Here is an 18,795-nt window from a genome sequence, read left to right on the forward strand (position 1 = left end):
TAATTACTCACCTCAATATATCTACTTTATCTAATTGTTCCCATGTAAAATTTTCGTCTTTACGGCCGAAATGACCGTAAGCAGCCGTTTTTTGATAACATGGAGTGCGAAGCTTAAGATGTTTAATAATTCTGCCTGGACGCATATCAAAATGCTGTGTTATGAGCTTAGTAATTTGTTCGTTGCTTAATTTGCTAGTACCGAAAGTTTCAGCGTAAATAGATACGGGAGCAGCAACGCCTATTGCATAAGATATTTGTATTTCACAGCGATCGGCAAGTCCTGCTCCTACTATATTCTTAGCAATATAGCATGTCATGTAAGCAGCCGACCTATCTATTTTGGTTGGGTCTTTTCCTGAAAAGCAACCATCGCCGTGTCTTGTCATTCCTCCATAGCTGTCCACGATAATTTTCCTACCGGTTAAACCGCAATCTGCAACAGGACATAACAAACCTACCTGTCGGGTTAATTAGATATTTAGTGTCTTTATGAAGTAAATGGCTTGGTAATGCCTGTTTAATAATTTCTTCCATTACTGCTTCAATAAGGTCTTTTTGTTGTATTTCCGGATGATGCTGAGTTGATAAAACTACCGCATCAATAGCAATCGGTTTGTTATTTTCATATCGTAACGTGACTTGTTATTTTGCATCGGGTCTAAGCCAAGATAAAACATTTTGTTTACGCAAATATGCTTGTCTTTTCATTAAAAGATGAGCGTAGTAAATCGGTGCAGGCATTAAACTATCCGTCTCGTTACAAGCATAACCGAAAACCATACCTTGATCTCCTGCACCTATTTCATCGTCATTTGCATTGTCAACACCCATAGTTATATCGGGTGATTGTTTAATTATAGAAGAAATTACGGCACAACAGCTACAGTCAAATCCATAATTTGGATTATTATAGCCAATTTCTTGTACTTTACTCCGTACTATTTGCTCAATATCCACATAAGTACTAGTAGTAATTTCACCTCCCACTAGAACTAGACCGGTTGTTACAAAAGTTTCGCAGGCAACACGACCGTTAGGGTCTTGTTTTAGAATCTAATCAAGTACCGTATCTGAAATTTGATCGGCAATTTTGTTCGGATGCCCTTCAGAAACTGACTCAGACGTAAATATAAAATTTTTCATAAATTACTCTCCTTTTAAAATTCTTGAAATGACTTTATTAAAGTTTTAGCGTCAGATGCTTCATAACTTATCAAATCTCTTATAAATTCTACTTTACCGAATAGTTCTTCGGAAGCATTAAAATGTACTGATCCTAAATAACCTTTATAGTTTATCAAAATCATCCATGCAACAACACCTAAGGCTGCTTGCAATGACGACTTAGCTTCGCAGGAATGACCAACTATTCAATGAATTTCCATCCAGTTATTACCTGCTCTAATTTCGGTTATAATCGGTACATCCATATTAGTAGAGTTTTCCATGATTTTTTTAATAATGGGTATTATAATTTCTACTTCCTCGATCGGTGCTTCAAATAGTAATTCATCATGAATTTGCAGTACTAATCTTGTTTTAAGTTTACGTTTTTCTATTTCTTGATCTAGATTGATCATGGCAATTTTAATTATATCGGCATTAGTTCCTTGAATCGGAGCGTTAATAGCCGCACGCTCTGCAAATTGTTTAAGCTTTTTATCATGAATTAGAGGTACAAAACATTTTCTGCCGAAGAAATTTGTGACATAGCCGTTGCTACTTGCAAAAGCTTTTGTTTGCTCCATATATTCTTGTACTCCTTTATATTCGGCAAAATATTTCTTGATATATTCGGATGCTTTGCCGTTAGTAACATTTAATTGCTTAGCAAGCCCAAAAGCACTTATACCGTAAATAATACCAAAATTTATAGCTTTTGCTTTACGTCTATGTTCGCTAGTTAGTTCGTGTTTTTGTAAGTTAAAGATCTGACAAGCGGTTTGAGTATGGATATCGTCTTTATTGATAAATGCTTGTTTTAATGCATCTATATTTGCGATATGGCTTAATATTCTAAGCTCAATTTGAGAATAATCGGCAGATATTAATTTATAACCTTTTTCAGCGATAAAAGCTTGTCTGATTTTATTCCCTTCACTAGAGCGAATCGGTACGTTTTGCAGATTAGGTTCTTGTGAGCTAAGTCTTCCTGTAGTGGTAGAAGTTTGTAGAAATGTCGTATGTACCCGCTTAGTTATATTATATATCTGTTTCGGTAAACTATCGGTGTAAGTATTCTTTAATTTTGTAAGCTGTCGCCACCTTAGTAATAAATCAGCTATGTTATATCCATGCTCACTAAGTTTTTCTAGTATTTTCGCTCCTGTTGAGTAAGAGCTTGCTTTAGCCGAAACTTTACCGAAAGGTAATTGCATTTTTTCAAATAAAATCTCACCTAATTGTTTTGGCGAACCAATATTAAATTTAGTTCCGCTAAGAACAAAAATTTCTTCTTCAAGTTTTAGAATTTCTGCTCCAAATTCAGCGGATAATTGTTTTAGGTAATTAACATCTACTTTAATACCCACTTTCTCCATTTTATCTAAAATAAAACAAATAGGTAAATCAATGTCGCTATAAAGTCTAAAGGCTTTGTTGTCTTTAAGCTCCAATATAGTTTGCTTATAAAGTGAGATAAAGTTTATTACTATTTTTGCTGATTCGATAATTATATTTTCTATCAAAGTTTCTTTCAAAGCTTCTTCAAATAAATTTTTCTGTGATAAACCGGCAGATAACGCATATTGCATTAGTTCTAAATCCTCTATAGCCGTAATTTCATGAGATTGGTTTGCATAAAATTTCATTAAAGGTTTAAGAGAGTAAGTAATTTTTTTTATAGATTTATCGACTAGTAAATTGAAGATTATATCCGAAAACCAGTTGTTATTAGTTTTAGTATTATAAGAAAATAGATTATGAGAAGTGTTAGAAATTTTAATAATATAGCTTTGGTTTTGCAGTGATAAAATAAAAGCAAGATTATCTCCTTTATGCTGCAGTAAGTATATTCCAAATATTCCTATTTTCTCAGCTTCTTTAGCAAAATTTGCTAACTCACTAGCATTACTAATTTCTTTTGCTTCGGTTACTTTATTATCTGCTATCTCTTTGTGGTCATTAATTTTAATATCGAATAAATTTTCTGCTCTTTTATATAAAGATTTAAAACCGTATTCTTGTAAAAATCCTGTTAATTTATCGCTATTTGGAGGTGACCATTCTAAATTATTCAGCTGGAAATCTAAATCAACATTAGAATCAAGCCCTATTAACTGCCATGAAATTAACGCTGTTTCTTTAGAATTTTGTAAAGTTTCACGTTGTTTTACGCTTGAGACTTGGTCTAAAGAGTTAAATATATTTTCTACAGAACCAAATTGTGTTATAAGACTACTTGCCGTTTTTGGTCCGATAGATGGCACACCCGGAATATTATCCGATCTATCGCCGATTAAAGCCATCACTTCACGTAATTTATCAGAAGTAGTACCGAATTTTTTAACAACATCCTCCTCTGTAATATATTTCCCTTTTAACGGATCATATATTTTGATGTTTTCACTCATTAACTGCAATAGATCTTTATCGGAAGAGATAATAATGACCTCTTCTCCAAGCATGACCGTTTTAGTAGCAAAGGTTGCGATAATGTCATCGGCTTCATAACCGTTCTTCTCTAGAATAGGAAAATTTAAACTACTTGCAACATCACGAACTAAAGGTAATTGTACAATTAAATCTTCAGGAGGAGGCGGACGATTAGCTTTATACTCAGGATAAATATGATGACGGAAATTTTCCCCGCCGCTGTCGAATACTACAGCGACATGTTTAGGCTTAAAGTCACTCAGTAATTTTAGTAGCATTGAAGTGAAGCCGTAAAGAGCACCGACAGGCTCGCCTTTCGGCGAAGTTAAAGGCTGTTGTGCATAATAGGCTCTAAAAACAAATCCGTATCCGTCTATGAGTAATAAGGTATTTTTTTGAGTCATTTTATGATTTAATTTTTAATTAAATCGTCATTGCGAGGAAATTGCATAGCAATTGACGAAGCAATCTCAGGAGTTTATTATTACTTCATGAGATTGCCACGCAGCCTACGGCTGCTCACAATGACGACTCAATATTCGTGCGGGCAAATGACGTAGCAAAACCTCACAGTCCCACTAGACTTTTAGCAAAATCATGTCGGTTGAATATTTTTAAGTCCTCTATCTTCTCGCCTATACCGATAAAGTATACGGGTAAATTAAATTTTTGTACTACTCCGACAAGTACTCCGGCTTTAGCACTGCCGTCTAGTTTAGTCACGATAAGCCCCGTCAAATTAGTAGCATCATTAAAATGTTCTACTTGGTTATAAGTATTTTGTCCGGTAATAGCATCAATTACTAAAATGCTATGAGTGGGTGCATTCTCGTCTAGTTTTTTTATAACTTTTACAATTTTAGACAGTTCATCCATCAAATTTTTCTTATTATGAAGTCTGCCTGCCGTATCGATAAAAAGTATATCGATATTTTGTTTTATCGATTCTTCCATAGCACGGTAAGCAACACTCGCAGGGTCAGCCGATTCTTCACCGGTAATAAGTAGTGCATTTGCTCTATCTACCCAAGTACTTAGCTGATTTACGGCAGCTGCTCTAAAAGTATCGCAGGCCGCAACTGCTACTTTTTTCCCTTGTGCTGAGTACATTGCAGCAAGCTTACCTATAGTCGTGGTTTTACCTGCTCCATTAACACCGCAAACTAAAATTACGTTTAATTTATTTGCATCTAAAGTAAAAGGAATTTCTGATTTTGATAGCTGCTGTTCTACTAATTCAGCTAGTGCATCTTTTACTGTATCACTATCTATTTCTTTGTCAAATTTTACCTTTTTAAACTCTTCAATAATATTAGTTACTACCGAAACACTCATATCACTTGAGATAAGTAGCTCTTCTAGCTCTTCTAGAGTTTCTGCATCTAATTTTTTCTTGTAAAATATTTTGTCGATACCTTCCGATATTTTATTAGAAGTTTTAGACAAACTTTGTTTTAATTTACTAAATATCGAAATCATATTAGATAGTTTTTTGTTTTATGGGTGTTGGTGTTACGCCTGCTTCGGTGTCATACCGTGGCTTGTCCACGGTATCCAGAAAAAATTAAAAAAGACTGGACCCCGTGGTCAAGCCACGGGGTGACAGTGGTGGAATTGATCCACGCAGATAAGCCCCCTTACAATGACGATTAAGGTACTTATCTCTTCTTCTTATTTTTGCTTTTGTTTTTATTTCCGTCGGTGGTTTTATTGAATCTACCTAAATTTTTAACAAATTTTTGTAATCCGTTAAGTTCCGTTCCATATGTCCTAGTATATTCACGGACTGTTTCTATATCTTGTCTATGAGAATCATCTATTACTACTACTTCCTGCATAAAATTATTAGCATCAAACGTAATTTTTACTATTTTTTGCTTTTCAATTTTTGGATTAAGCCAAGCTCTTTGAGACATAACTCTCTCAACATAATACCAGGTATTTTGGGAATATTCCGGTACCATAGTAGGCGTACCTATTAATTCTACGACTTCCGCTTTGTTTAGTTTTTTAGACTCTAATTTTACAAGTGCCGAATCATCTATGGATTGTCCTCTATTTTCGATAGTTTTGCAGCCGCTTAAGGAAAAAAAGGCTAATATACTAAAAATGTATGTTATAAAAATTTTCATAAGTTTAATTTTATCTAGATTTTATTACAAGATTATAATATAACTGCTTCACTAATTTGACAAATACTTTTTAATTTATATTTAGAGAGGCTAATAATGGCAGTTCCAAAGAAAAAAACATCAAAATCAAGACGTAATATGAGACGTTCACATTTAGCACTTGGTAAAGTTAACGTAATAGTTGACTCGCAAACTGGCGAATATAAGCTTCCGCATCACGTTTCTTTAGTTGACGGGACTTATAATAATCGTCAAGTAGTAACGAAAAAAATTGAAACTGAAGAAGAAGTAGCCTAAAGCTATGACCTGCAAAATTATTGGTTGCGGCGGGTATCTTCCTTCAAAAATAGTTAGTAATGACGAACTTGCAAAATTTGTAGATACTAATGATGAATGGATTAGAACAAGAACAGGTATTACGCAGCGTCATATAGCAGGTGATACAGAATATACTTCCCATCTTGCTTTAAAATCGGCTGAAAAAGCTATAGTAGATGCAGGGATATCAGCAAATGATATTGATTTAATTATTACATGTACTACTACTCCGGATAATAGCTTCCCTTCGGTCGCCTCTAAGCTTCAAGGTTATCTTGGTTTAACTAATATACCGTCTTTTGATTTACAAGCAGTATGTGCCGGCTTTGTTTATGGTTTACAAGTAGCGAATTCTCTTATCTCATCAGGTAAATATAAAACTATTTTGCTTATAGGGGCCGAGAAAATGACGTCATTATTAGACTGGGATGATAGGACTACTTGCGTCTTATTCGGCGATGGAGCAGGTAGCGTAATATTACAGCGTAGTAGTGATGACTCCGGTTTAATAGATAGTAATATTTTTGCAAGCGGAGCTGATTATGAAATATTATACACAAACGGTGGTGTAAGTATGAACGGTATTAGTGGCAAAATAGTTATGCAGGGGCAAAAATTATTTCGTCATGCAATAGAAAAAATGCAACAATCTATAAAAGATTTACTGCATGCTAATCAATTCAGTGTAAGCGATATTGATTATTTTATACCTCATCAAGCAAATATCCGTATTATTAATAAACTCGCCGAATCATTAAACCTATCAGAACATAAGGTAATAAAAACCGTAGAGAAGCACGCTAATTGTTCAGCGGCTTCTATTCCGCTTGCTTTGAGTACTCTTAAAGCATCAGGTAAAATAAAAAAAGGTGATATTCTACTATTTTCAGCTATCGGTGCAGGTCTTACTTGGGGCAGTGCATTAATAAGATGGTGAATATAATCGTTTAATTTGAAAATTGGCAGCGTTACTTAATTTGCTTATAATCCTCACATATTATATATACGCTGCGGTTATAAGCTTCAAAATCGATTCCTCTTTTCTACATTAAACTTCATTTATCTATTTATCCAAAGTATCTACTCGTATTATAAAAATGATATTTTTACCACATTTATACATGAGTAATTGCATTTTATAATATTTTAGCCTTTAAACTAATAAAATAATGATATATACTAACTCACATAGCTTTTGGTTAGTTTAGTTTTATGAACTAGCTAAAATGAATTCAATATTAATAAATTATAATCTCAAGGAGTTTAATTATGAAAACAAAAATTACATTAGCTTTTCTTGCATTATTTGTGCTTGCAGGGTGTAATACAACAAAAAGAGCACCGCAATTTGACGGTAATATGAACCAAGGTGAAGAAACCTCATTAATGAAAGATTTTGAGAAGCATGCAGGAAATGCGGTATGGTTTGCTTTTGATAGCTCTGCTTTATCACCAAAGGCTAAAGAAGAGTTAGAGAGACAAGCTTGCTGGTTATCAAAGCATCCTGAAGTAAAAGCTACTGTTGAAGGACATTGCGATGAAAGAGGTACCAGAGAATATAACTTAGGCTTAGGTGAAAGAAGAGCAGCAGCAGCGAAAAAATTCTTAGCTAATAAAGGAATCGATCATAACAGATTAAATACAATCTCTTATGGTAAAGATAGACCTGCTATGATGGGTAATACTGAAGAAGCTTTTGCTTATAACCGTAGAGCTGTGACAGTTGTACATCACTAAAATTATTTACTAATTATAGTATCCTAAAAGGTCGAGTTTACTACTCGGCCTTTTTTTATTTATAACTTGATGTTATTATTGCGAAAGCGTTGATGAGTGGACACCAAATCGTCATTGCGAGCAGCCATAGGCTGCGTGGCAATCTCATGAAATAACAACAAACTTCTGAGATTGCTTCGTCAATTACTTTGTAATTTCCTCGCAATGACGAAAAAACTGATCCACATTGCCCTGTTTTTTAGGCGATACCTCAAAAATATAAAAATTTTACTAGACTTAACTACATAATTATTATATAAATTTCAAATGAAAAGGGGCTGTAGCTCAGTTGGTTAGAGCACGCCGCTCATAACGGTGTGGTCGTAGGTTCAAGTCCTACCAGCCCCACCACACAAATTCTTATTTAAATTCGCATTAGCACTGAATTTATAATGATTAATCTAAAAACACTTTCTTGGTATCTTACTAAATTATATTCTAAGTGTTTCTTTATTATATTATTTCTTTTAATCGGGCTATTAATTATCTCAAATATTTTTGATCTTTTACAAAAATTCAAAAATATTTATGTTCCTTTTAGTTTTTTTTGGAGACTTATTTTATATAAGATCCCTTATTTACTAGGTCAAGTATCTTCGTTAATTAGTTTTACCGCTATGTTATTTTTTCTTAGAAATCTAACAAAAAATAATGAATTAACGGCTATGTTATCTAGCGGTATTCATATTTGGCAAGTGCTTGTTATTCCATGTATTGTAACTTTAATTTTAGGTATAGTTTTTACGACTATATTGAATCCTATCGGTACTATAGGCTTACAAAAATATGAGTTATTAGAAGCAAAACTAACTAAAAAAGCCTTGAGTGAGGGTATAATATCTAAATCTGGTTTATTATTTTTTGAATCTTTAAATGATGAAAATCAAATTATCCAAACACAATTTATTAATGTTGCCGAGAAAAAATTAAATAATATTACAATTTTATTTGTTGATAGTAATAATTCTTTTTTAAAGAGAATTGATGCATTATACGGTATTATTGAAAATAAAATGTTACATTTAAATAGGGTTAAGGTTTTCACAAAAGAGGAAACTAAGGCTTACAACAATTTAACTATACAGGCAAATTTATCAATTAATAGTTTAGTAAATAAATTTATTCGTCCTGAAATGGTTTCTATTTGGGCTTTACCTAAATTAATTAATGAATTATTAAATTCAGGTTTACCGGCTATTAATTATCAAATTTATTATTACAAGCAATTATTTAAGCCTATAATGATGATGGCAACCATAATTTTAGCAAGTTGTTTTATTAGTCTTAAACATCGTGATAATTCCCAAGAAAAAATACTGATATTAGGTTTATTTTCAGGTTTTATAGTATATTCGTTATCAGAAATATTATTAAAAATACTTACTTATAATAATTTGTCTTTAATTGCTGCTATTTTATTACCTAGTATGCTAATATTTTTTATTAGTAACTTTATTATTTTACATTATAAGGAGATTTGAATAAAGTATTGATGCTATGTCATCTCAGCGGAAGCGGGGATCCAGTTAAATGTCATACCGCGACTTGATCGCGGTATCTTAGGACATAGTCTGTTATACAAGATCCCGTGGTCAAGCCACGGGATGACAATAAGAATCAAAAAATAAGTTTTTAGAATTTAGAGAGAAAAAATAAAATGATAATGAAATTTTTGGAAGGGTTTTCTTCCGGTATGGCTATAGATCTTGGTACGGCAAATACTATTGTCTATCAAAAAAGTCGTGGAATTGTTCTAAGGGAACCTTCTGTTATTGCGTTAATAAAAAAAGACGGTGCTTTTGTGCCTTATGCTTATGGTCATGAAGCAAAAATGATGCTTGGGCGTACTCCTACGGATATTGAAGCAAAAAGACCTTTAAAAGACGGTGTTATTGCCGATTTTAAGGGTGCAGAGGAAATGATAAAGTATTTTATTAGAATGGTGCATAATCGTCGCTCTTTTTTTGGTCCGACAATTGTTATTTGTGTGCCTTCCGGTTCTACGCCGGTTGAGCGTCGTGCTATCCAAGAAGCAGCAGAAAGTGCAGGGGGTAGGGATGTCTATTTAATTGAAGAACCTATGGCGGCAGCGATCGGAGCAGGGCTACCCGTAACGGAAGCGACCGGTTCGATGATTGTTGATATTGGAGGAGGCACTACGGAAGTTGCAGTTTTATCACTAGGGGGCATAGTATATGCAAGGTCGGTAAGAGTCGGCGGTGATAAGATGGATGAAGCTATTATCTCATATATAAGAAGGCACTATAACCTATTGATAGGTGAGGCTACTGCCGAAAAGATAAAGCAAGAAATAGGTACGGCTTATGTAGATGAAAATGCTGAGCCGAGAAAGATTGAAATTAAAGGACGTGATTTAATTTACGGTATTCCTAAAGAAATGATATTGAACGAAAGACAAATTGCTGATAGTCTAATTGAACCGGTAAGTCAAATTGTTGAAGCGGTAAAAGTAGCACTAGAAGCAACACCTCCTGAGTTATCTTCAGATATAGTCGATAAGGGAATTGTTTTAACAGGCGGCAGCTCATTATTACGAAACCTCGATTTTGTTCTTAGTGAAGCCACTAAATTGCCGGTGATAGTTGCAGATGATGCCCTCTCTTGTGTAGCACTTGGAACAGGAAAAGTACTTGAAGATTTTACAAAGCTAAAACATGTACTATTTAAACAGGATTAAAAATGGCAATACTTGCAAATAGAGTAAAAAATTCTTCAAATTCATTAGAATTAATAAGAATAATATCAAATACTCTTAAGCGTTTTTTTGTTATATTTGGGCTTGGATTGTCTGTATATTTATTTTTTACTACGCCTAAAAAAATATCTAGTATATCACTTGAAGTAACCGGTAGTATAGTATCAACCGGTTTAGCAGTTTATGAAGATATATTTGAATATATAAATTCAATAACACAAAAATTTATTTATTTTCAAGATTTAGAACGAAAAAATATAGAACTTAAACTTGAGATAGCAAGATTACAACATTTGCAAAGTGAAGTAGAATCGGTAAGAGCCGAAAACATTGCATTAAAAGATTTGTTAACGATTGCTGAGGAAGAAGAATTTGAATATATTACTACTAAATTACTGAGTGTTTCCTTTAACCCATTTTCTAGAACAGCTTTGATTTCTGCAGGTCAAAAGCAAGGCATTGAACCTGATCAAATCGTTGTTAATTCAGGAAAATTAGTAGGAAAAGTAATAGAAGTGAGTAATAATTATGCTAAAGTAATGTTAATTAGCGATGTTAATTCTAGAATACCTATTAAAGCTAATTCTTCAAGAGAACAAGGTATTTTAGCAGGTAATAATAATAATAGTAAAATTTTATACTTGCCTAACAATCATTTAGTACAGAAAGATGAGGAGATAGTAACCTCTGGGCACGGTAATATTTATCCTGCAGGTATTTTAGTGGGTTATGTGTCTAAAGTTACGGAACATGATGTTATGGTAAACGTAGCAGCTGATCTATCTAAAACGGAATTTGTACAAATATTATTGCCTAAAGAGTAATTTCTGTTTTTTTAATGTTGTACTCTATGTCATTCCCGTATAGGCGGGAATCCAGTAAAACCTATAAAAAACTTGTTTATTTTATCAATAATATGTAATTTTTGTACCGATATTAAGTTATTTATTCTGGATTCCTGCTTCCGCAGGAATGACATTAAGAGCATGAAAAAGGATTATTTCGGCATTATTGCCGAATATATTTGCATAATATCTATAAATTAAAATTTTATCAAATACTACATCATAGAAAACGTTATTATGTCGGTGAAATAGATATTATTGCGTTACGTAATAAAGAAATTGTTTTTATTGAAGTCAAAGCAAGAAGCTCTAAAATTGATGATAGATTTGTATCTTTCAATCAGCAAAGAAGAATTACTAGGGCTGCTGAAATGTTTTTAAGTAGCAATTCTAAATATAGAAATTATAATATCAGGTTTGATTTGTAATTATTAAGATCGTATAAATTACCTATAATTATAAAAAACGCATTGTAGTATAATTCAAAAAGCTTTTGTAGGTCTTGCCTTTAAATTCGTCTTGTCTGAAGCTTTCTGAATTATACTACATCAATATTTAATTTATTCGGAGTATGTGATATGGCACTTGCTACTAAAGTAAAAGAATTTTTAGAAGAAAAATTAAAACAAGAAAAGATAGATCGTAAATATCTTGCTCAAGTTACTGATATCCCTTACACGACCGTTAGCAGAATTATGAGAGCAGAAGTTAATCGTGAATTTAATCCTGAAATAGATACTATTTTAAAAATAGCAAAATATTTTAATTGTACTATGGATGAGGTAATAAAAAGAAAAGTACAGAATAATTCATAAAGCTTGATACAAGCGAATTTTGCATGACTCGCCTGTACTCACGTAGTTTACCTACTGCTTTCGCAGGCTCGCATTTAAATTCATCTTGTCTGAATCTTTCTGAAATATGCTGTACCTACGAAATAAAACATAAAATATGACAATAAAAAATAAAGGACTGATTATAATTTTATCTTCCCCTTCAGGTACAGGTAAGTCAAGTTTAGCTAAAGCATTATTGAAAATAGATAATAATTTGCGTTTATCTATTTCGGCAACTACAAGAAAACCACGTTTAGGAGAAGTAGAGGGTATAAACTATTACTTTAAGACCGGTCTAGAGTTTGAAGAATTAGTTAAGCAGAATAAATTTCTTGAATATGCTAAAATATACGATAATTATTACGGTACGCCTAAAGAATATGTCGAAATGTTATTAAATCAAGGCTTGGACGTTTTGTTTGATATTGATTGGCAAGGAGCAAGGAGTATTAAGAAAAATGTTACTAATGTTGTTGCTATATTTGTATTACCTCCTAGTATTGAAATACTGGAACAACGCTTAAGAAATAGAGCGACCGATAATGAAGAAGCAATAAAATTACGTATGCAGTCGGCACAAAACGAAATGTCACATGCTAATGAGTACGATTATGTAATTACTAACGATGATTTCGACCATACACTTAAAAAAATACATGCGATTATAGTTGCAGAACGAGAAAAAGCGTTTTGACTTTATCGTTTTTTCTTTCTATACTGAAAATTAGAAGTTATGTTTCTAATTTTCATGGTACTAGTTTAAATGCTTAGAAAACAATTCCTTTTATCAATAATAAAACATTTTAAAACTCATAAAGTTTGTGTCTTGTTAGGACCAAGGCAGTGCGGAAAAACTACCCTTTCTAAACAGTTCGCAGAAGCTTATAATATTCCTAAAATCAATATTTTTGATCTTGAAAATCCCTTAGATTTAGCAAGATTAAATGAACCGATGCTTGCTTTGTCTGATCTAAAAGGATTTGTTATTATTGATGAAATTTAGTATAAACCGAATCTATTCCCTATTTTAAGAGTTCTTGTTGATACAACTGATATTAAATTTTAGTACTAGGCAGTGCATCAAGAGACTTAATTAAACAAGGTTCTGAAACACTAGCAGGTAGAATAGGTTATATTGAAATGACACCGTTTACCTTATCTGAAGTGTCAGGTACTCAGCAATTATGGATACGCGGCGGATTTCCTTTATCATATCTTGCAGATGATGAAGAGTTAAGTGCTTTATGGCGTCAGAATTACATTAAAACATTTTTAGAAAGAGATATACCAAATTTAGGTTTTACAATTCCGTCTATGCAGTTACGTAGGTTTTGGTTAATGCTTTGCCATTATCACGCTAATATATTTAATGCCTCAGAACTTGGGAATTCTTTATCTATCTCATATCATACCGCAAAGCATTATTTAGATATTTTAGAGGGAACTTTTATGATCCGTATTTTGCAGCCTTGGTATGAAAACCTTAAAAAAAGACAAGTTAAAACTCCAAAAATCTTTTTTAAAGATAGTGGAATATATCACGCTTTATTAGGCTTAATTATGAAGCTTTAAGCACTCATCCTAAAATAGGTGCATCATGGGAAGGATTTGCCTTAGAACAAATTATTAGATATTATAAGGCAGAACCCGAAGAATGTTATTTTTGGTCATCTCATAATGGAGCGGAAATAGATCTTTTAATTTTTAAAAATGGAAAACGTTTGGGGTTTGAAATTAAATATACAAATACACCGAGCATTACAAAATCAATGCAAATATCTTTAGAAGATTTAAAACTTGATCAAATTAATGTAATATTTCCAGGTGATATTAGCTTTAAATTGTCAGAAAAAATACAGGCAATAGGTCTTTCGAGCTTAATTCAAAATGATACAAAAGCTGTAACTATATAGTTACAGCTTTTAGAATGTTATATTATTTCACATACGCCTTTTTTAGCACCTTTGCCGGCAAGTTTTGTTTGCTGAGCTTCATAATCATTATTATGCATTTTATCAAAATTTTGATCAACTGTTAAATATGTTGTTCCGGTACTATTAGGTGGGCTTACCATATTTTTCATAGGTTGAGATTTTATCTCGTTTGATAAAGTTGTTGTTTTAGCTTTAATTCTTTGTAATTCCGCTAATGTATCCATATCATTACTTTGTTTACTCATATTTTCTCCTATATTTATTTGTTAAATTTTATCTTATCCACACGTTATTTTGTTTTTTTTGTTGAACTTGATTACTTTGCTCAACTTGGTGATTCTTTGGGGTAGCTATTGGGTTATTTAAAGAATCTTTTATTTTATTAGCTTCACGTTGAGTATTAATTTTACTACATATATTTTTACGTACATCTTGATCTTCACTGCTTAAATTTTTATTATTGACTATTGCTTCCTGTTGGTTATTGAGTAAAAAATGCTTCTGTTTTAATTCTTGATGTTTGTTAGGACCTAGAGTATTTTTTGATTTCTCTATAGCATCTCCAAGCTGATTTATTTTTTCTTGATTTTCTTGGTGAAATACATTAACACTTTCTATTTCTTCTTGAACGTGTTTTTGAACTTTTTTAGCTTCTTGTACTACAGTGTTTTTAACTGCTAGATTTTCTTTCTTTACTTTTAAATTCTCTTCTAATTCCTTAATTTGTTCAGGTAATAAATTTTTATCTTTTAATTTCTCGGTTAAATCATTAATTTCTTTTTCTATAATCTCTTTTTCTTCATTAGCTTTTTTAACTACTATATTTACTTTTTCTTGTTCCTCCTTAAACTCTGCAAGTTTTTGTCTACGTTCTTCTATTTCTTCTTTAGTTAAAATATTTTTATTAATCGCCTGTTCATCGATTATCTCTTCTCCATTTTCATTTATTCTAACCATTGTTGCTATAGGAGAAGATAATTTTTTATATTCTTCTGATTTTCTCTTAAATCCATCATGGATAGCATTAAGTTCTTGAATTTGTCTTGCAGCTTCCATTTTATATTGTATTATTGCTTCTTCCTGTTCTAGCTCTTTTTGAGTAATTTCAGAATTAAGCTGGCTTTCTGCTAGTTCTTGCTTTTTTAATGCTATAGCCTCTACTTTTTCTGCTGTATCATTAATAAAAGAACTATCGGATTTAATATTTCGAGCTGCACTTACTAATCTACTTAACTCTGCAGGGTTATTAGTAGCGGTAATTTGAGCAAGAATAGCTTTGATATCATTAAGTGCTTGAGGATCAGTTGTTTTTTCTTTTTGTGGATATCCTTTATTCGTAATTTTACTCACAATAACCTTTTATGTGTGTTCCCATTATCCATAAAACGTTAACAAAAATTAACAATTAAGTCAAGAAAATTTTAACAAAAATTAATTTTGTATTTCTAGCCATTGATTTAATAACTCATCTAGCTTCTTTTTATCATGAGTTAATTGATTTGTGATCTGAGTGTATTTTTGAGGATTATCTAAATACAGATTAACGTCTTCAAGTTCTTTGTCTAAGTGTTTGATGGATATTTCTAGCTTCTCAATATCATTTGGTAATGTTTCAAGCAAACGCTGGTATTTATAAGATAGCTTTTTATTTAGAGGTTCTTTTTGAGAAGTTAATGGTAGTGGTTTTGAAGCTTTTTTAGTTATAGGAGAGGTAGTAAAATACTGCTTATAATCTTCATAACCTCCTGTCAAATCATGAATTTTACCTTGAGCGAAAACTAAAGTTCTAGTAACTAACCTATCTAAAAAGTCACGATCATGGCTCACGACTATTAAAGTACCTGAATAATCTGCAAGTATATCTAGTAAAATTTCCAGACTATCCATATCGAGGTCATTAGTCGGTTCATCTAAAATTAACAGATTTCCAGGGTTAATTAGAATTTTTGCAAGTAATAATCTATTAGCTTCACCGCCTGATAAAATAGCAGTTTTTGCATTAAGTATTTTAGGATTAAACATAAATTGTTTTAAATAACCGGCAACATGCATGGTTTTACCGTTTGGCAAAAATACTTGATCACCGCCTGTAGGACATAAAGTTTGTTGTAATGTATGATTAGGCTCTAGTTTTTCTCTATGTTGATCAAAATATGAAATATCTAAATTACTGCCATATATAATTTTACCCAAGTCAGGTGTAAGTTGCTTTGTTAGTAATTTGATAAAGGTGGATTTGCCTGAGCCGTTTGCACCGATTATACCGATTTTCTCGCCTTTTTTTACACGAAAGCTAAAATTATCAATAATTTTAGTATTTTTATAACTAAAAGTAATATTATCTGCTTCAATAATGAATTTACTTTTAGCTATATTTTCGGCAAGCTCTGCCCTAACTCTTTGTTTTGAACTAGCTAGTTTTTCAGTCTGTTCTTGTGTTATTGCTCTTAAAGCTTTCAACTCCGCAAGTCTCTTTTGATTCCGCTTACGTCTAGCAGTAACACCGGCATTTAACCATTCATTCTCTTGAGATAATTTTTTATTTAATTTCCGAAGAGCGGCTTCTTCTTGTTCTATGATAATGGTTTGCCATTCATCAAAAAAGTTAAATCCTTTATCGGATTTACGTAAAATCCCTCTATCAAGCCACCAAATTTTATTAGTAACATTTGAGAGGAATGTTCTATCATGACTAACGCAAATAATAGCACCGTTATAAGATTTAACAAATTCTTCTAACCATTCGATTGTTTCAATATCTAGATGGTTAGTCGGTTCATCAAGTAGTAATATTTCCGGCTCTAATATTAAAGCTTTAGCAAGGCTTGCTCTTCTAAGCTGACCCCCTGAATAGGTTGATAAGTTATCTGTTCCGTTGATTTGTAATTTTTCTAGAATTATATCGATTTGGTATTTATCTATTTCTTTTGTACTATCTGTTTGTTGTAAGACAAAATCATAAACAGTTAGATTAGTTTTTATAGAAATATCTTGTCTTAAATAACCGGTTGTAACTAAAGGATCTTGAAATAACTCACCGTTATCTAGCTCATAATTACCTGATATTACTTTCATTAAGCTTGATTTTCCGCAGCCGTTACGTCCTATAAGACAAATCTTATCGCCTTTGTACAAATAAAGCTCTAAATCAGATAAAATTACTTTATCCGCAAAGCTTAGATTACCGTTTTTGATGTAATAAATTGGGGTCATAATGGTGTCATACCGTGGCTTGACCATGGTATCCAGAAAACAATTTAGGATATATATTTTTTAGCATTTTTAAGCTGGATACCGTGGTCAAGCCACGGTATGACAATGATTTAGACTAAACCTTCTTAATCACTAAACTGGCATTAGTACCACCGAATCCGAACGAGTTGGAAAGCACGTAATCTATCTTAGTTTTCTTAGCTTTAAGTGCAACTAAATCTATCTTAACCTCATCCATAGGGTTATCTAAGTTTAAGGTTGGTGGTGCAATCTGATCTCTAATTGCAAGAGCTGAAAAGATAAACTCAACACTTCCTGCCGCACCAAGCAAATGTCCTATTGATGATTTAGTAGAAGACATTAAAACTTTGGGATTCGCTTCTAAAAATAATTTTTGTACGGCTGCTAATTCTATTCCATCACCAAGTGTAGTAGAAGTACCGTGTGCATTAATATAATCAATCATATCGGGCGTGATAGCTGCATCTAGCATTGCGTCTCTCATCGCTCTATAAGCTCCTCTACCTTCAGGATGTGGGGCTGTCATATGATATGCGTCACCTGTAGAGCCGTATCCTATAACTTCACCGTAAATTTTAGTACCGCGATTTACAGCGTGCTCATATTCTTCCAAGACTACAACGCCTGCTCCTTCACCCATAACAAAACCGCTGCGGTCTTTATCCCAAGGTCTTGAGGCTTTTTCAGGATTATCGTTATATTTAGTACATAATGCTCTAGCAGCAACGAAACCTGCAACTCCAACAGGTGTAACTGGAGCTTCTGCACCGCCTGCGATCATAACATCGGTATAGCCGTGCTTTATCATACGCATAGCATCGCCTATAGCATGTGCCCCTGTAGAGCAAGCTGTTACTGCCGTTTGGTTCGGACCGCTAAAACCGTATTTTATAGAAACAAGACCGGATAAAAGGTTAATTAATGAGGCGGGAATAAAGAAAGGGCTAACTTTGCCGTTATTTTCTTGATAAAGTTTGATAGAGGTATATTCGATCATTTTAAGCCCGCCGATTCCTGAACCTAATATCAAGCCGGTTCTATCACGAGATTCTTCATCTTCGGGTAACCAGCCGCTATCTTCAACTGCTTCGGTTGCGGCTGCTACTCCGTAATGGATAAATTTATCCATTTTACTTAGTCTATTAACGTCATCTGCTTGTGTGAAATTTTCAAGTTTAAATCCATCTTTCTCAGAGTTATCTATAAGTCCGGCAATTTTACACGCAAGTTTAGAGGTGTCAAATTCCGTAATAGTTTTTATACCGCTTACTCCGGTTACAATATTTTTCCAAGATGAGCTAACATTAAGCCCAACAGGAGTAACAAGTCCAAGTCCGGTAATAACTACTCTTTTATTTACTCTTTGATTCGACATTTTTAATTATCTATTAGGGATTTAATTTATGCA

Annotated in this window: 18 protein-coding genes, 1 tRNA gene and 4 pseudogenes; 11 read left to right on the top strand and 12 right to left on the bottom strand. The window is 32.8% G+C overall.

From position 1 onward, the window contains the following. Nucleotides 1–7 precede the first annotated feature (7 nt). The 5 genes and pseudogenes from metK to RMONA_RS00420 form a co-directional block, all read right to left on the bottom strand. A pseudogene (metK, locus tag RMONA_RS00400) lies at nucleotides 8–1,145 on the bottom strand (methionine adenosyltransferase). A gap of 14 nt (nucleotides 1,146–1,159) precedes the next feature. Next, a complete protein-coding gene (locus tag RMONA_RS00405; protein ID WP_242402819.1) occupies nucleotides 1,160–1,339 on the bottom strand; it encodes a hypothetical protein in 180 nt (59 codons plus the stop codon). Between the two features lie 33 nt (nucleotides 1,340–1,372). Next, the gene (gene polA, locus RMONA_RS00410) at nucleotides 1,373–4,000 is read right to left on the bottom strand and encodes a DNA polymerase I (RefSeq protein WP_023507134.1); all 2,628 of its coding nucleotides are present in this window, start codon (nucleotides 3,998–4,000) and stop codon (nucleotides 1,373–1,375) included. 163 nt (nucleotides 4,001–4,163) lie between these two features. Continuing rightward, nucleotides 4,164–5,075, bottom strand: coding sequence for a signal recognition particle-docking protein FtsY (gene ftsY / locus RMONA_RS00415; RefSeq protein ID WP_023507135.1), 912 nt, complete (start codon nucleotides 5,073–5,075; stop codon nucleotides 4,164–4,166). A 179-nt stretch (nucleotides 5,076–5,254) separates the two neighbouring features. Beyond that, complete coding sequence (locus RMONA_RS00420) at nucleotides 5,255–5,728, bottom strand: outer membrane protein assembly factor BamE (RefSeq protein WP_023507136.1); 474 nt, start codon at nucleotides 5,726–5,728, stop codon at nucleotides 5,255–5,257. 96 nt (nucleotides 5,729–5,824) lie between these two features. Here RMONA_RS00420 and rpmF point away from each other — a divergent pair, with 96 nt between their 5' ends. Continuing rightward, nucleotides 5,825–6,025, top strand: coding sequence for a 50S ribosomal protein L32 (gene rpmF / locus RMONA_RS00425; RefSeq protein WP_008579275.1), 201 nt, complete (start codon nucleotides 5,825–5,827; stop codon nucleotides 6,023–6,025). A gap of 4 nt (nucleotides 6,026–6,029) precedes the next feature. Further along, entirely contained in the window at nucleotides 6,030–6,983 is a 954-nt protein-coding gene (locus RMONA_RS00430; protein ID WP_023507137.1) for a beta-ketoacyl-ACP synthase III, read from the top strand. On the opposite strand, the pseudogene RMONA_RS11600 reads toward RMONA_RS00430, so the two are convergent. Next, nucleotides 6,972–7,080 (bottom strand): annotated as a pseudogene (locus RMONA_RS11600) (palindromic element RPE1 domain-containing protein); the annotation flags it as partial. The gene RMONA_RS00430 and the pseudogene RMONA_RS11600 sit on opposite strands and share 12 nt — an antisense overlap. A 235-nt stretch (nucleotides 7,081–7,315) precedes the next feature. On the opposite strand from RMONA_RS11600, the gene pal reads away from it, so the two are divergent. The 3 genes from pal (at nucleotide 7,316) to RMONA_RS00445 (ending at nucleotide 9,303) form a co-directional block, all read left to right on the top strand. Next, nucleotides 7,316–7,783: a peptidoglycan-associated lipoprotein Pal gene (pal, locus tag RMONA_RS00435; protein ID WP_023507138.1), complete on the top strand. Its 468-nt coding sequence runs from the start codon at nucleotides 7,316–7,318 to the stop codon at nucleotides 7,781–7,783. 313 nt (nucleotides 7,784–8,096) lie between these two features. Continuing rightward, nucleotides 8,097–8,173: transfer RNA gene (locus RMONA_RS00440), tRNA-Ile, on the top strand. 41 nt (nucleotides 8,174–8,214) lie between these two features. Further along, nucleotides 8,215–9,303, top strand: coding sequence for an LptF/LptG family permease (locus tag RMONA_RS00445; RefSeq protein WP_023507139.1), 1,089 nt, complete (start codon nucleotides 8,215–8,217; stop codon nucleotides 9,301–9,303). 14 nt (nucleotides 9,304–9,317) lie between these two features. On the opposite strand, the gene RMONA_RS10710 is transcribed toward RMONA_RS00445, so the two are convergent. After that, on the bottom strand, nucleotides 9,318–9,443 hold the full coding sequence (locus tag RMONA_RS10710) for a hypothetical protein (RefSeq protein ID WP_277914369.1): 126 nt from the start codon (nucleotides 9,441–9,443) through the stop codon (nucleotides 9,318–9,320). 36 nt (nucleotides 9,444–9,479) lie between these two features. On the opposite strand from RMONA_RS10710, the gene RMONA_RS00450 reads away from it, so the two are divergent. The 4 genes from RMONA_RS00450 to RMONA_RS00465 all read left to right on the top strand — a co-directional run bounded on the left by RMONA_RS00450 (nucleotide 9,480) and on the right by RMONA_RS00465 (nucleotide 12,198). Next, nucleotides 9,480–10,520: a rod shape-determining protein gene (locus tag RMONA_RS00450; RefSeq protein WP_023507140.1), complete on the top strand. Its 1,041-nt coding sequence runs from the start codon at nucleotides 9,480–9,482 to the stop codon at nucleotides 10,518–10,520. Nucleotides 10,521–10,522: 2 nt separating this feature from the next. Further along, a complete protein-coding gene (mreC, locus tag RMONA_RS00455) occupies nucleotides 10,523–11,362 on the top strand; it encodes a rod shape-determining protein MreC (RefSeq protein ID WP_023507141.1) in 840 nt (279 codons plus the stop codon). Between the two features lie 200 nt (nucleotides 11,363–11,562). Then, nucleotides 11,563–11,811, top strand: a complete 249-nt coding sequence (locus tag RMONA_RS00460; RefSeq protein WP_023507142.1) for a YraN family protein — start codon at nucleotides 11,563–11,565, stop codon at nucleotides 11,809–11,811. Between the two features lie 150 nt (nucleotides 11,812–11,961). Continuing rightward, nucleotides 11,962–12,198 carry a helix-turn-helix transcriptional regulator gene (locus RMONA_RS00465; protein WP_008579283.1) on the top strand — a complete coding sequence of 79 codons (237 nt, stop codon included), beginning with the start codon at nucleotides 11,962–11,964 and terminating at the stop codon, nucleotides 12,196–12,198. Here the strand turns inward: RMONA_RS00465 and RMONA_RS11085 are convergent. Next, nucleotides 12,182–12,304 (bottom strand): annotated as a pseudogene (locus tag RMONA_RS11085) (palindromic element RPE3 domain-containing protein); the annotation flags it as partial. The gene RMONA_RS00465 and the pseudogene RMONA_RS11085 overlap by 17 nt on opposite strands. Nucleotides 12,305–12,334: 30 nt before the next feature. Between RMONA_RS11085 and gmk the strand changes: the two are divergent. Together gmk and RMONA_RS00475 are read left to right on the top strand one after the other, a co-directional pair. Continuing rightward, entirely contained in the window at nucleotides 12,335–12,913 is a 579-nt protein-coding gene (gmk, locus tag RMONA_RS00470) for a guanylate kinase (protein WP_023507143.1), read from the top strand. Between the two features lie 69 nt (nucleotides 12,914–12,982). After that, a pseudogene (locus RMONA_RS00475) lies at nucleotides 12,983–14,132 on the top strand (ATP-binding protein). Nucleotides 14,133–14,149: 17 nt separating this feature from the next. On the opposite strand, the gene RMONA_RS00480 reads toward RMONA_RS00475, so the two are convergent. The 4 genes from RMONA_RS00480 to fabF all read right to left on the bottom strand — a co-directional run bounded on the left by RMONA_RS00480 (nucleotide 14,150) and on the right by fabF (nucleotide 18,762). Beyond that, nucleotides 14,150–14,398, bottom strand: coding sequence for a hypothetical protein (locus RMONA_RS00480; RefSeq protein ID WP_023507147.1), 249 nt, complete (start codon nucleotides 14,396–14,398; stop codon nucleotides 14,150–14,152). A 28-nt stretch (nucleotides 14,399–14,426) separates the two neighbouring features. Continuing rightward, nucleotides 14,427–15,503, bottom strand: coding sequence for a coiled-coil domain-containing protein (locus RMONA_RS00485; RefSeq protein WP_023507148.1), 1,077 nt, complete (start codon nucleotides 15,501–15,503; stop codon nucleotides 14,427–14,429). Between the two features lie 81 nt (nucleotides 15,504–15,584). Then, the gene (locus RMONA_RS00490; RefSeq protein WP_037230857.1) at nucleotides 15,585–17,366 is read right to left on the bottom strand and encodes an ABC-F family ATP-binding cassette domain-containing protein; all 1,782 of its coding nucleotides are present in this window, start codon (nucleotides 17,364–17,366) and stop codon (nucleotides 15,585–15,587) included. A gap of 115 nt (nucleotides 17,367–17,481) precedes the next feature. Continuing rightward, nucleotides 17,482–18,762 carry a beta-ketoacyl-ACP synthase II gene (fabF, locus tag RMONA_RS00495; protein WP_023507150.1) on the bottom strand — a complete coding sequence of 427 codons (1,281 nt, stop codon included), beginning with the start codon at nucleotides 18,760–18,762 and terminating at the stop codon, nucleotides 17,482–17,484. Nucleotides 18,763–18,795 lie beyond the last annotated feature (33 nt).

The organism is Rickettsia monacensis, assembly GCF_000499665.2.
Taxonomy (GTDB): Bacteria; Pseudomonadota; Alphaproteobacteria; order Rickettsiales; family Rickettsiaceae; genus Rickettsia; species Rickettsia tamurae.

Bases quoted from the DNA above. Each gene is read 5' to 3' on its own strand.
- mreC (WP_023507141.1), top strand. From the start codon at position 10,523: ATGGCAATACTTGCAAATAGAGTAAAAAATTCTTCAAATTCATTAGAA.
- RMONA_RS00490 (WP_037230857.1), bottom strand. From the start codon at position 17,366: ATGACCCCAATTTATTACATCAAAAACGGTAATCTAAGCTTTGCGGAT.
- RMONA_RS00420 (WP_023507136.1), bottom strand. From the start codon at position 5,728: ATGAAAATTTTTATAACATACATTTTTAGTATATTAGCCTTTTTTTCC.
- rpmF (WP_008579275.1), top strand. From the start codon at position 5,825: ATGGCAGTTCCAAAGAAAAAAACATCAAAATCAAGACGTAATATGAGA.
- gmk (WP_023507143.1), top strand. From the start codon at position 12,335: ATGACAATAAAAAATAAAGGACTGATTATAATTTTATCTTCCCCTTCA.
- RMONA_RS00445 (WP_023507139.1), top strand. From the start codon at position 8,215: ATGATTAATCTAAAAACACTTTCTTGGTATCTTACTAAATTATATTCT.
- RMONA_RS00430 (WP_023507137.1), top strand. From the start codon at position 6,030: ATGACCTGCAAAATTATTGGTTGCGGCGGGTATCTTCCTTCAAAAATA.
- ftsY (WP_023507135.1), bottom strand. From the start codon at position 5,075: ATGATTTCGATATTTAGTAAATTAAAACAAAGTTTGTCTAAAACTTCT.
- fabF (WP_023507150.1), bottom strand. From the start codon at position 18,762: ATGTCGAATCAAAGAGTAAATAAAAGAGTAGTTATTACCGGACTTGGA.
- pal (WP_023507138.1), top strand. From the start codon at position 7,316: ATGAAAACAAAAATTACATTAGCTTTTCTTGCATTATTTGTGCTTGCA.
- RMONA_RS00465 (WP_008579283.1), top strand. From the start codon at position 11,962: ATGGCACTTGCTACTAAAGTAAAAGAATTTTTAGAAGAAAAATTAAAA.
- RMONA_RS00480 (WP_023507147.1), bottom strand. From the start codon at position 14,398: ATGAGTAAACAAAGTAATGATATGGATACATTAGCGGAATTACAAAGA.
- RMONA_RS00450 (WP_023507140.1), top strand. From the start codon at position 9,480: ATGATAATGAAATTTTTGGAAGGGTTTTCTTCCGGTATGGCTATAGAT.
- polA (WP_023507134.1), bottom strand. From the start codon at position 4,000: ATGACTCAAAAAAATACCTTATTACTCATAGACGGATACGGATTTGTT.